This window comes from Vibrio sp. PNB23_22_6, assembly GCF_052877535.1.
Window position 1 is genome coordinate 1 of the sequence record NZ_JBNFXP010000040.1, and the last position, 15156, is coordinate 15156.

Below are 15156 nucleotides of genomic sequence, written 5' to 3' on the forward strand. Positions count from 1 at the left end.
CGAGACTAGGAATCTATTATCAGCGTACTGATTCATTTCGATAAACACCTTAGTAGAATCACTCTCTTTGAGTAGATCCTGAATCACGTTCGTTCCTCACTGTTCAGAATGACAAGTATTTTTCTTATAATTCAAGAGCAAAGTTTGTGCATAATCCATAATCCAAAACATTAGGTCCTAGGTCCTAAGCCCTTTCTTTAACCCCCCTCGCAGACTGCCTAAATTACCACCACGTCAATGTGTTAAATCTGTACCATATAATTGACATAATTTCTTAGGGGGGAACCATGACAACCACCATCTGCAACATTGCCAGCGTTATCCACCATGGCGGAAAACATACCGTGACGGGCTCCTGTCATGAGCTCAAACTGCCTCACGGCAGCGTTTTGATTGATTGCGGGCTATTCCAAGGTAAGGATTTGCAGTTTGGTGGACGAACAGCATCCCTCAATATCGAATTCCCCATCAAACAGATCAAAGCCCTAATCCTGACTCATGCGCACATTGACCATATTGGGCGCTTACCTTGGTTGCTCGCGGCAGGCTTTAAAGGCCCCATCTATTGCACTAAGGCCACTGCAGAACTGGTGCCACTCATGCTGGAAGACGGTTTAAAGTTGCAACTAGGGCTCAATTACCATCAGCGCCAACAGGTGCTCAACGTCATTAGAAAACAGCTAAAACCGTGTGACTATCACCAGTGGCTCCCTCTTAGCAACCAAACTTACCTTAGGTTCCAACCTGCCGGGCACATTCTTGGATCCGCCTATGTGGAGTTCAAACTGCCCAACGGTGAGGTGATTGTCTTCTCTGGCGATCTAGGCCCTAGCAATACACCTCTGTTGCCTGATCCTAAATCACCAAAACGCGCTGACTATTTGTTTATTGAGTCCACCTATGGAAACAAGCAACATGACGATGTTTCTACACGTACTGCGCGCTTAAACCACATCATTGATCATGCACTTAAAGATGGCGGCGTGATCCTTATCCCCGCATTCAGCGTAGGCAGAACCCAAGAACTGCTGTTTGATATCGAGCAGTTGATTCACCAACGTGATCTACACGCCTCTCTACCGATTATCTTAGATTCACCGCTGGCGAAAAGCGTCACCAAAACCTATCGCCGCTTTAAAAAGCTCTGGGGCCAAGAAGCCAAAAACAGGTTAGTCGGCCAACGCCACCCACTCGCGTTTAAGCAATGCATTACGGTAGAAAACCACCGACAACACCAAGCGCTCGTTAATCGTCTTGCCTCAACGGATGAACCTGCCATTGTCGTAGCCGCATCTGGTATGTGTGAGGGCGGCCGTATCGTTAACTATTTAGAAGCGCTGCTACCCGATGAGAAAAATGATGTGTTATTTGCGGGCTACCAAGCACAAGGTACGTTAGGGCGAGCGATTCAACAGGGAGACCCGGAGATATCCATTGGCGAACAACGTGTTGAGGTCAATGCGCAAATACACACCATGTCGGGTTACTCGGCCCATGCAGACCAAGCGGATTTACTGCGTTTTATTACAGGCATACCAACCAAACCGAAAGCCGTGTACTTGATTCATGGAGAAAAGAACGCGAAGCGAGAATTAGGGGAAATGATTGAACAGAATGGGGTTAAGGTTGTTGATTGATGGGGTTTTAGATTTTTAGGGTCCTAGGTCCTAGGTCCTAGGTCCTAGGTCCTAGGTCCTAGAGGGAGTTTGTTGATAGTTTTGATATTTTCAAGGGCTTTGGTGGTAGTTGTGAGATACGGAATACGGAACGCTTCACTTCTCGATGACAGAAAAAGCGCCATACGCAACCTCGTCATTCCAACGAGCCTTGCCGATACTAGGAATCTATTACCCGCACGCCGTTTAATCTCAGTTCGTAGCCTTAACGACTTCAAACTCGGCTCGTAGATTCTGAATCACGTTCGTCCCTCACTGTTCAGGATGGCCACGCTACCTAGCCATGATTTCTGCTGCTGAACATCGTCATTCCAGCGTGCCTTAGCGAGACTAGGAATCTATTACCCACACGCTGTTTAATCTCAGTTCGTAGCCTTAACGACTTCAAACTCGGCTCGTAGATTCTGAATCACGCTCGTGCCTCACTGTTCAGAATGACCACGCTACCTCGCCATGATTTCCATTGCTACACATCGTCATTCCAGCGAGCCATAGCGAGACTAGGAATCTATTACCCACACGCTGTTTAATCTCAGTTCGTTGCCTTAACACCTTCAAACTCGGCACGTAGATTCTGAATCACGTTCGTGCCCACTGTTCAGGATGGCCACGCTACCTAGCCATAATTTCTGTTGCTGAACATCGTCATTCCAGCGAGCCAAAGCGAGACTAGGAATCTAATACCCACACGCAGTTTAATCTCAGTTCGTCGCCTTAACGCCTTCAAACTCGGCTCGTAGATTCTGAATCACGTTCGTGCCTCACTGTTCAGGATGGCCACGCTACCTAGCCATGATTTCTGTTGCTGAACATCGTCATTCCAGCGAGCCTTAGCGAGACTAGGAATCTAATGACTACTCGCTGACCAGCAACGATTTGAACTAAGGGGCCGTATTCTCTATGCCTATACGATGCTTACTACACATACAAAAATGGGCACCATACTAGGTGCCCATCGTTTACTCATTGACCGCTTGATGAATATTGATTACCTCGTCATCAATATGGTTATGCTTCCAAACCAAGTCGCCAATGCCATCGGTTGGGTTAAAGCCTGTGGGTGCGCTTAGTAGCAATGAACGAATTTTTTCATGGTCCATGCCGTGACAAGCGAGGTCAAGTTCATTGATGAGCGATTCATAATCTGACAAAGATAAATGTACTTCATGCGCCGTCATAATACGTTCATGAGCGGTTTGTTTGACATTATCGCCAATCAGCAACTCTTCATACAGCTTTTCACCTGGGCGAAGCCCTGCAAACTGAATTGCAATATCACCATGCGGGTTTTCTTCTGATTTCACTTCTAACCCAGAGAGCTGGATAAGGTTACGTGCTAAATCAGTAATTTTTACAGACTCGCCCATATCCAAAACAAACACATCTCCGCCTTTGCCCATGGCTCCTGCTTGAATAACCAGCTGCGCCGCTTCTGGAATGGTCATAAAGTAACGGGTGATATCTGGATGCGTGACCGTTACCGGGCCGCCTGCTGCGATTTGCTTTTTAAATAATGGGATCACGGAACCGGACGAGCCAAGCACATTACCAAAACGCACCATGCAAAAACGGGTGCCATTCGCCCTTTCATTCTCTTGCTCAGCCAAAGCCTGTAAACCAAGCTCCGCCATTCGCTTGGTTGTGCCCATCACATTGGTTGGGCGCACCGCTTTATCGGTAGAAATTAACACAAAGGACTCGACGCCTGCTTTAATCGCCGCTGTCGCCGTGTAGTAGGTGCCATAAACATTGTTACGCACCCCTTCGATGACATTGTATTCCACCAATGGAACGTGCTTGTATGCGGCGGCATGATAAACGGTTTGTACTTTAAACGACGCCATGATGGTTTCTAGACGGTGCTGCCTTTGTACCGAGCCTAGCAGCGGAATGATATCGCAACTCAACCCTTTCTCGGCTTTGAGCTGGTTGAGCTCACGGTCAATTTGATACAAACCGAATTCCGACAATTCAAACAAAATGATCGCCGTTGGGTTTTGTTCCACAATCTGACGACACAGCTCAGAGCCAATCGAGCCGCCCGCGCCCGTCACCATGACCACTTTATCTTTGATGTTGGCCTCAAGCAGCACTTGCTGCGGGGCAACAGGATCTCGCCCTAACAAGTCTTCAATCGCCACATCTTTAAGCTCATCAATTTTTGCCTTACCGGAGACAATGTCGCTCATGTCTGGCACGGATAGGACCTCTACCGGAAGTTGTGCCAATTGGTCGAGAATGGTTTTACGACGAGAGCGTTTGGCACTTGGCACCGCAAGCAGCACTTGCGACACGTCGTGTTTGCTAATCACCGGCATGATGTCGTCAATGGCGATCACCGGCAGGCCCAAGATCATGGTATTGCACAGCGTTGGATCCCCATCAATAAAGGCCCGAACCCGATACTCACCAGAGTTTCTCAGCGCCATGGCCAATTGGCGACCGCCTGAACCCGCCCCGTAAATCACCACATTTTTGCATTGGTGAATGTAACTTTGCGCCACTAATGAACGCACCAAAATACGCGGACCGCCACAAAACAGCGCTAAAAACGCACAGTAAATGATCGGTACCGTACGTGGAATAAAAAACGCATCACTGAAGTAAAAACTGATCGCCGCCATCAGCAAGGCAGAGAGGATTGCGCCCGCACTGACCACAAACAAAGCTTGGAAAGTGAGGTAGCGCAGCACCGCACGGTACAGCCCTAAACGAGCAAAAATAAACACCGTTGCCAGCGTCACCACCGCTTGCATGCCCCATATTTCAGGAGACGATAGGTACTCCCCGTCCCCCAACCGCACCCAAAGTGCCAGGTGGAAAGCCAAAAAGATCAATAACGCATCAATCAACACACTGACAATACGTTTGTTGGTGCGCGAGAGTTGCCATAAAAATTGAAGACGTTGCATAGAAATGGTCTTTTGATTTGATCGTGACTGCCGAAAGTTTCTCACAGTTGGGTAAAAATGCCTAGACGTGCCTCTCAATAACCTATTGGGGCAGGGGCACGCTGGATCATTTTACGTAGAAAACGCCCCATTATGTCTCACCTTGAGACGGCAAGCACAATAAGAACCTGAGAAAAAAGATAAAAGAGAGGATCACGGCGATCCTCCCAATAAGCGGTACTATTTGACCGCATCGCCCGAACCACTGCCAGTGGCCGTCATTAAGATGTATTTAAAGTAATCTTTGAGCGTCAGGCTATCGATCATTTGCTTGTCTGTTTTTGCAAGCAACGCTGGTGTCGACATATCAATGTTCTGCACTTGCGCTAAACCCGTAATGCCCGGCAACGCGTCGTAGACGCCCATCGCATCACGTTCAGCGATGAGCTCTTCTTGATTGAATAAATTCGGGCGCGGTCCGACCAAACTCATTTCACCTTTTACCACATTAATCAATTGTGGGAGTTCATCAATCTTAGTTTTACGCAGAAAGCCGCCAAGTTTGGTAATAGAGGCATTGCTCGCTAAGTGACTCGCCACAGATTTAGTTTCTACCGACATAGTGCGGAACTTGATCAGCTTAAACGGTTTTTTGTTGCGGCCAACACGCTCTTGAACAAAAATTGGCGAGCCTGTATCAAACAGACCAATGATGGTGACGATGAGTAATACTGGCCATAAAAAAAGCAAACCCAAAAAGGCTGCTAGAAAATCAATTAGGCGAATCATGCTTTACCACTACTTTTCTTTGATTGTAGAAAGGCTTCAGCGGTTTGTTTAAAGCCTTCTTGTAAAGATTGGGGCGGCACCCAACCTAACGTTTCTTTGGTGTGTGAGATATCAACTTGTAGAGAGCCGGTTAATCTATCCACGACATCCGACTTGTTGAATGCTTTACCGGCTAACTTATAACACCACTCAGGGACGGGAACTTGCCATTGTTGCTTGTCGAGAGCTTTGGCCATTTGCGCCACCATCTCAGAAGTAGAAACATCATAATCATCTGAAACTAAGAATATTTCACCTACAGCACTAGGATGATCAATACATGTAATTATCAGGTCAACAAGGTTAGTAACTGATACTAGGCTACGGCGGTTATTCTTGATACATCCGAATGGTAATGGGATACCTTTGGCGACTAAATTCATTAAAGAACCGAAATTAGCTTTTACTCCAGGACCGTATACAAGTGTTGGCCGTATAACGACGATTTCCATCCCCGTTTCTTTTGCTAGCTCAAACAAACCAAACTCTGCTTCCGCTTTTGAGACACCATAATAGTCTTTGGGTAACGGCTCATCAATTGACTCAAAAACTTTTTGATCAGTAGTATTCTCACCGTTAACTTTGATACTTGATACAAAAACAAAACGCTTTACCCCAAACAAAGCTGCCTGACGTGCTAAATTTAGCGTTCCCAAAGTGTTTACATGTCTATACTCTTGAAGAGGATTACTCGTCGAATCACCCATTATATGAACTCGAGCGGCTAAATGAATAATAACATTCACACCTTCAAGAACTTCTGAAAAATCAGAATTAGGATCAACCCTAGAATTGAAGTATCGAACAGTATCGTCATTTGAATTGTCATTACTTGAAAGCGCTGACACGCGATAGTCACAAAGCTTTGGCATCAAGTGCTTTCCAATAAATCCAGAACCACCAGTAACTAATAACCCTTTATTCATTAATTACCCTCGTATAAATATCAAGGTGGTGTTTCATTACCGATTTATTAGTAAATTTACTTTCAACAAGTTTTCGACCATTCTCTCCAAACTTTTTTCTCAGCGAGTAGTCATTTATCAATAACTCAAGTTTATCCGCTATATCTTTAGTTGATTTTTCTCCAACGATAAACCCATTAACTCCATCTATGCAAATATCTTTGCACCCCCCAAGAGGCGTTGTGATAATTGGACGTCCTACAGATGCTGATTCAATTAGGATACGAGGAACACCTTCGCCATACGTAGTTGGCAAACAAACCACATCGGATTGTTCGATTAAGTTTGAAATGTCTTTACGGTGACCTAGCCAGTTAACAAAAGCTAACTTTGACATTTCTTCTATTTCCTCTTCTGCATACGACAGAGGAGAGTCATAATCAAAAATACCAGCTATCGAAAGGTTAATTTGATGTCCATTAAAGTTTAATTCTTTTACGGCATCTACCAAAAAATCGAGACCTTTATCCTTTAATAATCTACTAGCAAAAAAAACCTTAAACTCTCCAGTATCAACTGGAACACTAGAATACGAATACTGAGAAATATTTACACCAGCACCATAAACTCGTATTGAGCGGTCCTCAGGAGTAATTTTATTATCCACAAAGTAATCCTTGTCCTCATTATTCTCAAAAAGATAGTAAGCCATATTACGTCGTGAAAAAACTCTAATTAGTCCGAAAGTTATTGTTCTAATAAAATAACTAATAAGTCCTGGTCTAACCTTAAGAGTTCCTAGTCCTGCGTAAGTGGACACATGCTTAATCCCCCTCAAAGAACAAATAATAGAACAATACAAATTCGGCTTAATCGTAACTGAATGAACAATATCAGGACTCAAAGCACCTATAGCCTGGTTTAGTTTGTATAAGTACGATATTTCTCCTAGTGGGTTAACCCCCGCTCGAGACATTTTTGCTTCATATACATCTATACCAAAACCATTGATATTACTTAATATTTCCGGCTTACAACTAGGGACGATTATACTTATTTTAAATCCGTTAGAGCTCATTTCTCGCGCTCGCTCTAACCAATGGAGTTCAAAATACCAATCAGCATTAATAACATAAACCAAATGCTTCACTTACAACCTCCTGACCTTTTGTATACATCATCTATTTTTTGTGCGTTATCGCTAATTGAATATGCACTTTTGTCACAAACCGTACTTTCAGGGCCCTCATGTGAATGCTTGATAATCAACCTATTCCAATCTAAGTGATCGCTAATAGGTAAAAAATAACAATAATTTGATATCTTGACTGTTTTTGGAACATTATTTGATACCAAAGTAACCACTCCATAGTGCTGGGCCTCTACGGCAGCCAAACCAAAACCCTCAAAGAGTGAAGGTAGTAAAAAAATGTCGGCCACATGCTTTAATATCGAGGGCACGTCACTCCGCTGCCCCAAAAAAACAACCCTATCCTGCAAGCACTTTTCGTTAACTATTTTCCTAATTGAGTTTAATTCTGCTCCATCACCGATGAGTAGAAACTTATAATTACTGGGAAGAGAAGCTGCCAATTCAATTAGAAACCCATGGTTCTTCACCCTATTAAAACGCCCGACGTGACAAAGGACAATATCATTTTCACTAAAACCAAAATAACTTCTAGATATGAAAGAGGGAGTTTCAACAAAGTTGATACCGCAGGGTATTATAAACGCTTTATTTTCTCTCCCGAAAAATTGAAAGCTAGCACTTTCACTCACCGCAACTTTATGTGTACTAAAAACACACATCAACTTCTTCATCAGAAAGGAATATACTTTCCTAACTCTCGATGCCAAGTTTACTTTATCTGTATGTACATGGACAACACGCAGCTTAACTCTAGCCAAATAGGCTACAAAAACAATCCAACCGGAGAATAATCCCGTATGACTGTGTACTACATCAAAGTTTTCTTTAACCATGAAAGAGTACAATTCTTTTGTATACGCAAAAAGTCTTCCAGGCTTTTCCATCTTGACTAAGCGTGTATTATCCAAACAACATATAGCGTCATCGTAGAAAGCTCTTTCCTTCGTTTGCGTAGATACAAAAATTTCATGAACCTTATCTACTTCATTATGAATAGCTAAATCCTTTAACCATGTTTCAATCCCTCCAGCATTAAGCTTGTGAATAACATGTAATATTTTCAAAATAAACCTCGCTTACACATTGCAAGCGTATAAAAATAAAGCAATATATATGTAACAGCTATCTTTTTCCTAAAGAAGTTATCAGCAAGGTAACCTCCTTGACTTTCGTATGCTGAGAATGTCACTCGAAAAAGTGAGGTAAATGCATATGTAATAGCAATCAACCAAAATATATATATAGCTATCTTAATAAACTTATAATCGATTTTACCTTTAAAAACCAAACACCTAATAAAAAATAACACCAATAGAATCCCCTCTAACATCGCCAAAGGACTTTCTATCCAATTAGAAAATGAAGCAAAATTTGGAACAAAGAAAATAGCAGCGAAACTATACACTAAGTAAAAAATAGTTTCCGAACCGAAGTACAAAACCATAGTAGTTGTCAAAAACAAAAGAAAAGGAAGATACAGGCGATTATAGTACCCGGTGGTAAAAACCAACATTACAAAGTAAATTGGTGCATAAACTCGAAATGGAATACTAATCAGACACAATAGGAATGAAACAAAAAGAAGATATTTACTTCCTGATTCCTGATACCTACAAAAACAGACAAAAGAATAACTAATAATGTAAAGAGAAAAGAAATCCTTAAGTAAAAGAGGGGTATGAAAAAGAATCAGAGGGGACATTAATGCAAAGGAAACAAAGTAATACTTCCTTACATTTTCCTGATGCTCAGTTTTTATATTTAAGCATGTCCACAAGTTCGAGACAGTAAGACTGTGTAGTAAAATATTCATCAATACTAGAACCTTGGGGTCTTTCGACCCTAAGACAGTAGAGATAAAATAGTACACATTTCCAACAGCTGTGACAGTTGTCAAGTGCCCCTCACCATAATAACTTCCAACAAAAGCTTCGTGATAAAACTTAGCCGAGTCGACAAAGTACATTGGGTCTATAAAGTTATATGATAGCAATCCATAAATTATTAATGGTCCAACAAAGACGACAAACTCAGACTTGATTACAAAAATCACACACAGAACAACAAAAAACACTAAATAAAAATTTGAATCCTGGTGTGTTAAAATCGAACTAAGTAATAATATTATAACAAGGGAACATAACAGCGCAACCTTTACTAGTGCACTATTTAGTAAATGCTTTTTTGTAAAATTCATTACGAGTACGCTTTAATTTGTCACTAGTATATTTGGATGCTTCAATCAAACTATGAGATATAATAGAGCTTAAACAAGCTTCCTCCAACAAATCTAATATGTCACTTCTTAGCTTTAAAAAGTCTCCGGAATCATGAACGAATTGAGGAAGAGTTAACTCACCTAATCCTCCTGCATTTGAAGAAAGAACAGGGCAACCTCGACTCATCGCTTCAATAGTTGCTCTTGGCAACCCTTCTTGAAACGAGGGTTGTATATATATATCGATGTCATCTAGCCAATCAAAAACTAAAGATTTATCTACAATAAAGCCATCGTGTATAAACTTTATGTTGTAATCTTTTGCCAATTTTTCATATTTCTCAGAAGTACCACTACCAATTACATGCAATTGGAGCCCCAGACCGGCAAGAGATTTTATTGCTACATCAATCCCTTTGCTCTCATTTTTGACTGTACCAATCAATCCAACTTTAAGTTTTCCGTTTTTTTTCCTAGATACAAATCTTTGTAATCTCTTCCTTTGGACTTCAGGTTCGCTTAAAACTTCTTGCAATTCGACATTTGATGCATTCATGGTTAGCTTCGAATTAGGATAACGCTTTTGCAAGGCGAACTCGGTAACATACAAAGCACCATCAGCTGATTCGACAGCTTTTTTCATCCTATTTCTTGCTAGAGGAGCATATAGTTTCGCCACCTTAGAACCATAATGGCTTAAACCGTCAAATGGACATGCCACAACTTCACAAAATACTTTTTTATCAAATTCCTTTGCATATTTCACCGCTTTATTACCTATTTCACTTGGTAAACGAACAACAACAAAATCTGAATTTTTAACGGTTTCCTTTACAACACTAGACCTATAGTCAGACAGCAGTGATAAGGGGTTTGATAGACTCGGAGAAAATACAAAATCAACATGTTCTTTAGATGCTATTTTACCCTCCCCCTCTGTTACATCCTTTTTTCTTGCACAAACAACTATTTTACTAACCCCTTTAACAAAATATCTATCCCACAGATTATTGTCTAAGGTCCCTGATGTAAAAACTTTATTTCCGCGCACTGAAAACACGTGATCATGAAAGAATGAAACTATCATTCAATTATCCCTCTTAACTCTTCGATAACCTTATTCCTTTCCAAGTTAATTCGATTCGTTGCGATTTCTAGTTTATCCTTATACGCAGCTTGATTATTCTGCAAATTATTCATCATCACATTCAGTTTTTCGAAAGTAATTTCTTCTATCGCTACAACGTATTCTCCAAGGTGTATATCTTCCATAATACCTTTTGATTTGTTACCACCATATGCAATCGCCATAGAAGGAACCCCCATAACCTGACTAAATATTACAGAGTGGAACCTAGTACCAATTAAATAATCTAATCCTTTATAAACTGTCATCATATCTTTATAGTCAAAATCACCATCAACAACTTTATACCTAATAGATTTATCGAGCTGACTTATTACATCATTAATTGCTATCAAATCAGTCTCGTGTTTACTAGGACCTTGCACTTGAACGATGAAATAAAACTCAATGTCGGGATTTTTATTGCAGTACTTAGCTATAGTGGCGATATAGTTCTCATACCTTTCAATAGGATCACTAGAGTGTGGGAAACGGTAAGGCCTTACTGTAATACCAATTTTTTTTACATTATTTTTGATGGCAATTACGTTCTTGGCTTCATCACGAACAGTATCTTTCTCTTTTGAATAATAACCCAAATCAAATGCCAACTCTGAATTTAGAACTCCCATACTCTTAAGGTACTCGTGGGATATGCTTTCGCGGGCATATAACTTATCTACACGACTCAAAACAAACTGCACTAACTTTCTATTAGAAAAACCTGTAATTGGACCTACCGAATTTGGTAAGAAAATTATTTTCTTTTTAAGGCGAATCCCCAACAGGAGATAGTACAAACCAAACCAGAGATAATATAAATCTCCAATTTTTCCGTATGTATGTAGGAAGCCACCACCTTTAACGACGATACATTCACTGTCTTTTAGGAAAGTAAAAGAGTCAAGGTATTCTTGTTTCTTAAAGAAAACCCCAAAAATAAATTCATACGGTAACAACAACAACAAGAAATGCTTAACAAAGTCAATCAATGCTTGAATCCCCGCTTGAAGCACAGTCCAACGGCTATCATGTACACCCGTATTTTTGATTACTCGTTTAGGATTTTCAATTATATTGCGAAAAACTTTAAAGCCTGCACGCCTTGTTTGTTCACTTTGTTTGTATCTATCTTCATCTGAATTACCATAGTCAACAATTCCAATCTCACAGTTCTTACCGAAGGAATCTTCAATTAAATATGCAGCTTCCCAAACAAGCGCTTGGTCACCTCTATTTAAATCAGTACATGCGGGTACGATAAGGGCCTTAATTTTTCTCAAAACTGCTCTCCGGATAACAATTCAAACAACATTTTATTATACTCGCTAACTTTATTTTTTAAGGAATATATTTTCGACTCAGAAAGTAAATTAACAACCTGACCAGAAGGATAGTCAAATGAAATCAAGTTATCACTAACTCCCAATGAGCCTAGAATGTTCTTCACTTTTTCGTCCCATTCTATTGCTACCACTCTTTTTTCCCTTGCCAAACAAGGTAATATTGAATGAAGACGTTGAGCAACAACAAAATCAGACTGTTCAGAATACCTAATTACATCCTTGTAGCTTGAAGCTTTTTCATTAAATACTAACCTACTTGAAGGATATCCAATTTTATTACATAACGGACGAACAACATTATTAATGTAGTATACATCACTGACCGAACCATTATTTGATATATATATTGTATCGAACTTTTCTAGCATCCCACCAATTACATTAACCCACCACTTCGCCGTTTCATGTCTATCATGTGTAAAGTCAGAATGTCGCTTACATTCATTGGTATCCATGATAAACAATGTAACAGAACTATCTTTCTTTACTGAAATCTCGGACTTACATTCAATATAGGCAGATGCTATAGCTGCATCATATGTATTTTTACCATGTAAGATATTATTGTCTTTTAAGTTTTTTAGAGAGCCTAAATCTCTTACATAAACAAGCTTATTTTTAGTAATTTCTTTAAGTAGGTATCTTGATAATGGGCTGAACTCCTTTCCTACACCAACAGACCAGAATACAAAGTTTTTCTCACGCTTTCGTAATATTGAACTATAGACAAAAAGCTTGCTTAGAAAGTCACCAAAATTATCGATCAGTAAGTGCCCCCCGCCTATTACGATTAAGTCCTTGTCATCTATAAAATTCTCAAAGCTTTCTTTTGGTAACTTCTTAGTTTTAAATAAATTGTATGCAAATCTTATGTAGTAACTTCTTTTTTTCTCTTCTGGGAATGTGTAGTTGGAGAAGTCATACGCATCATGTTGATAATCAATATTATAGCAACCATGGTGTAAATCAAAATACTCAACTTCATGTTGGCCAATGGAGTTAATGCTAATCCCCAACGACTTTGCAATCAATTGATCTCCAACATTAAGTGAGTAACCCACTCCTAAAATCCCAATTTTCACTGCGTGCACCTGACTAATGATGAAAAAATTGTTGTGTTTAATTTATACTTTTTATTTAAGTGGAAAAAGCAGAGACTGTTCCAAACTAGAACGCAGAGGATCGTACTATAAGCTATTGCTTCCATACCAAACTCTCCAAAACATAGGTAAATAAATACAAGCTTGACAAACAAACCTACAGTCAAATAAATGAACAACGAAAAAAACTCTTCTTTTATTTTCATCATTGTTAACGTTTGACCAAAAATGGCACTCAAGAAGTATCCAAATGTAATTAATACTGCCAAGTAACTATATTGCTCATATTCCTTACCAAACATACTCAAGATTAAGTCACCAAAGTTATATATGATAATCAAAAAAAGTAGATTAGATACAAAGCCGATTAAAGTGGCTGAATTGTTTACAGCTGATATTTTATTTCCCGACGATTTCACAAGAATAGGATAAACAACATTATTTACTGACAAAAGCACTATTGAACTCAACATCGAAACCTTTTGAGCTGAAGAATAATAAGCCACCATTTTTAAGTCACCGATTCTCTCTAGAATAATAACATCTACATTTGTTATTAATGTTATAATTAAAAGAATACCAAACAACTTGACTGACACCAGTGCATCATTTTTACTTACAATCCCCCCTAGACCAAAAGTGTAAATTCTGTTTTGTTTGTTAATTTCCCTGTTAGAAAAATAGGATACAAACACATAACTACATAGCAAAGCAGAGCAAAGTAAGTAGTGATTTAAATCTGACCCGATAGTCAAGCGCATAAATATTATGCTAAGCAAAAATATAATTGACCTTAATAGCTTTTCTATAGCATTTGCAAATACTGCCTTTCCATCTGAAATCAACACAGATATTCGAATTAATGACATAGATATTGCAGCATTAACCAATGTGGTAAACACACTTAAGTACCAATCAAAACCTATATAATTAAAGTAACACAAGATCATCAATGAAGTTATGGCAAGAGCAATATAGAACGTTCTTGTTACATTTCCAAGCCAACGTTCTTTTTCAGTCTGTTCTATTTTTGGAAGTCTAAGCAATATATATTGATTAAAACCAAAACATGAAATAACTGACGTTAAGGCTGTAAATGAAATTATATATGAGTATAGACCGAACAATTCACTACCAAAGAAACGTGATATGGCAATATTCACACCAAAAACCGACAAAGCAGACAAACCACTACATATTGAAACTAACATTGTCGTTATTAAAATTTTCAAGTTGATCATAGCACCTGTTTAATATTAGATTTTTCATTAATTATGTTTTATATAAGCCATCGATTCACAATAACGAAACCAAGTCAGATTTAATAACTCAACAATATACTAGCGGTCTTTAAAGGTACTTAATTTTTCGCATAAAGATCATGTTAGCCATTATTAACATATCATTGACTACCCAGAATAAATTTACATTCCTTATTCAACACGATACTATTCGTTATAGGCGTATTCGAGTTCACACTGAGGTCATAATTTATACAAACAACGTTTGGACCATGTATGAATGGTATATGTATTCCTCATTCGTCAGGCAACTATTTGGCAGCATATATGAGTTTATCAACTGCCTAATAAACTCAATAGTTGATTTCGCATTCAATTCTGCACACTTAGCAACTCAAACGCGCCTCAAATAAGTTCAATGAGACACTCCATAAAAACTTATTGAATCTTATAACAAGGTTTTAGCCGACAATTTAGCTGAGCTAAAGTAATAATCTGCATGGTTTCTGCAGGCTTGTCAGCCTCTGACGAATAGAGACCACAACGCCGATTGTCGAAATGATTGACCAACCAAGTGCTAAAACTTCAAGAGGATCTGAATAGCCACCAAATCAGTAGACACTCTTTAACTTGATTTCATATTGCTTTTCATACTCTACTGGCGACAACTGA

The 15156-nt window shown here is 39.5% G+C and carries 10 protein-coding genes; 1 reads left to right on the top strand and 9 read right to left on the bottom strand.

Features of this window, described 5'->3' with window-relative positions:
• Positions 1-287: 287 nt before the first annotated feature.
• The gene (locus ACVA54_RS18970; protein ID WP_446649851.1) at positions 288-1637 is read left to right on the top strand and encodes an MBL fold metallo-hydrolase RNA specificity domain-containing protein; all 1350 of its coding nucleotides are present in this window, start codon (positions 288-290) and stop codon (positions 1635-1637) included.
• Between the two features lie 998 nt (positions 1638-2635).
• Here the strand turns inward: ACVA54_RS18970 and ACVA54_RS18975 are convergent.
• The 9 genes from ACVA54_RS18975 to ACVA54_RS19015 form a co-directional block, all read right to left on the bottom strand.
• A complete protein-coding gene (locus tag ACVA54_RS18975) occupies positions 2636-4588 on the bottom strand; it encodes a polysaccharide biosynthesis protein (protein WP_446649852.1) in 1953 nt (650 codons plus the stop codon).
• A gap of 219 nt (positions 4589-4807) precedes the next feature.
• Entirely contained in the window at positions 4808-5356 is a 549-nt protein-coding gene (locus tag ACVA54_RS18980) for a sugar transferase (RefSeq protein ID WP_446649853.1), read from the bottom strand.
• On the bottom strand, positions 5353-6321 hold the full coding sequence (locus ACVA54_RS18985; RefSeq protein ID WP_446649854.1) for a UDP-glucose 4-epimerase family protein: 969 nt from the start codon (positions 6319-6321) through the stop codon (positions 5353-5355). Before ACVA54_RS18985 ends, ACVA54_RS18980 begins: the two co-directional genes overlap by 4 nt.
• Positions 6314-7450 carry a glycosyltransferase family 4 protein gene (locus tag ACVA54_RS18990; RefSeq protein WP_446649855.1) on the bottom strand — a complete coding sequence of 379 codons (1137 nt, stop codon included), beginning with the start codon at positions 7448-7450 and terminating at the stop codon, positions 6314-6316. Before ACVA54_RS18990 ends, ACVA54_RS18985 begins: the two co-directional genes overlap by 8 nt.
• Positions 7447-8517, bottom strand: coding sequence for a glycosyltransferase (locus ACVA54_RS18995; protein ID WP_446649856.1), 1071 nt, complete (start codon positions 8515-8517; stop codon positions 7447-7449). The genes ACVA54_RS18990 and ACVA54_RS18995 overlap by 4 nt, the downstream gene beginning before the upstream one ends.
• A gap of 1101 nt (positions 8518-9618) precedes the next feature.
• Positions 9619-10758, bottom strand: coding sequence for a glycosyltransferase (locus ACVA54_RS19000; protein ID WP_446649857.1), 1140 nt, complete (start codon positions 10756-10758; stop codon positions 9619-9621).
• Complete coding sequence (locus ACVA54_RS19005) at positions 10755-12080, bottom strand: polysaccharide pyruvyl transferase family protein (RefSeq protein ID WP_446649858.1); 1326 nt, start codon at positions 12078-12080, stop codon at positions 10755-10757. The genes ACVA54_RS19000 and ACVA54_RS19005 overlap by 4 nt, the downstream gene beginning before the upstream one ends.
• Positions 12077-13225: a polysaccharide pyruvyl transferase family protein gene (locus ACVA54_RS19010; protein ID WP_446649859.1), complete on the bottom strand. Its 1149-nt coding sequence runs from the start codon at positions 13223-13225 to the stop codon at positions 12077-12079. Before ACVA54_RS19010 ends, ACVA54_RS19005 begins: the two co-directional genes overlap by 4 nt.
• Positions 13222-14484 (bottom strand): lipopolysaccharide biosynthesis protein, encoded by a 1263-nt coding sequence (locus ACVA54_RS19015; protein ID WP_446649860.1) that lies wholly within the window; start codon positions 14482-14484, stop codon positions 13222-13224. Before ACVA54_RS19015 ends, ACVA54_RS19010 begins: the two co-directional genes overlap by 4 nt.
• Between the last annotated feature and the right edge of the window lie 672 nt (positions 14485-15156).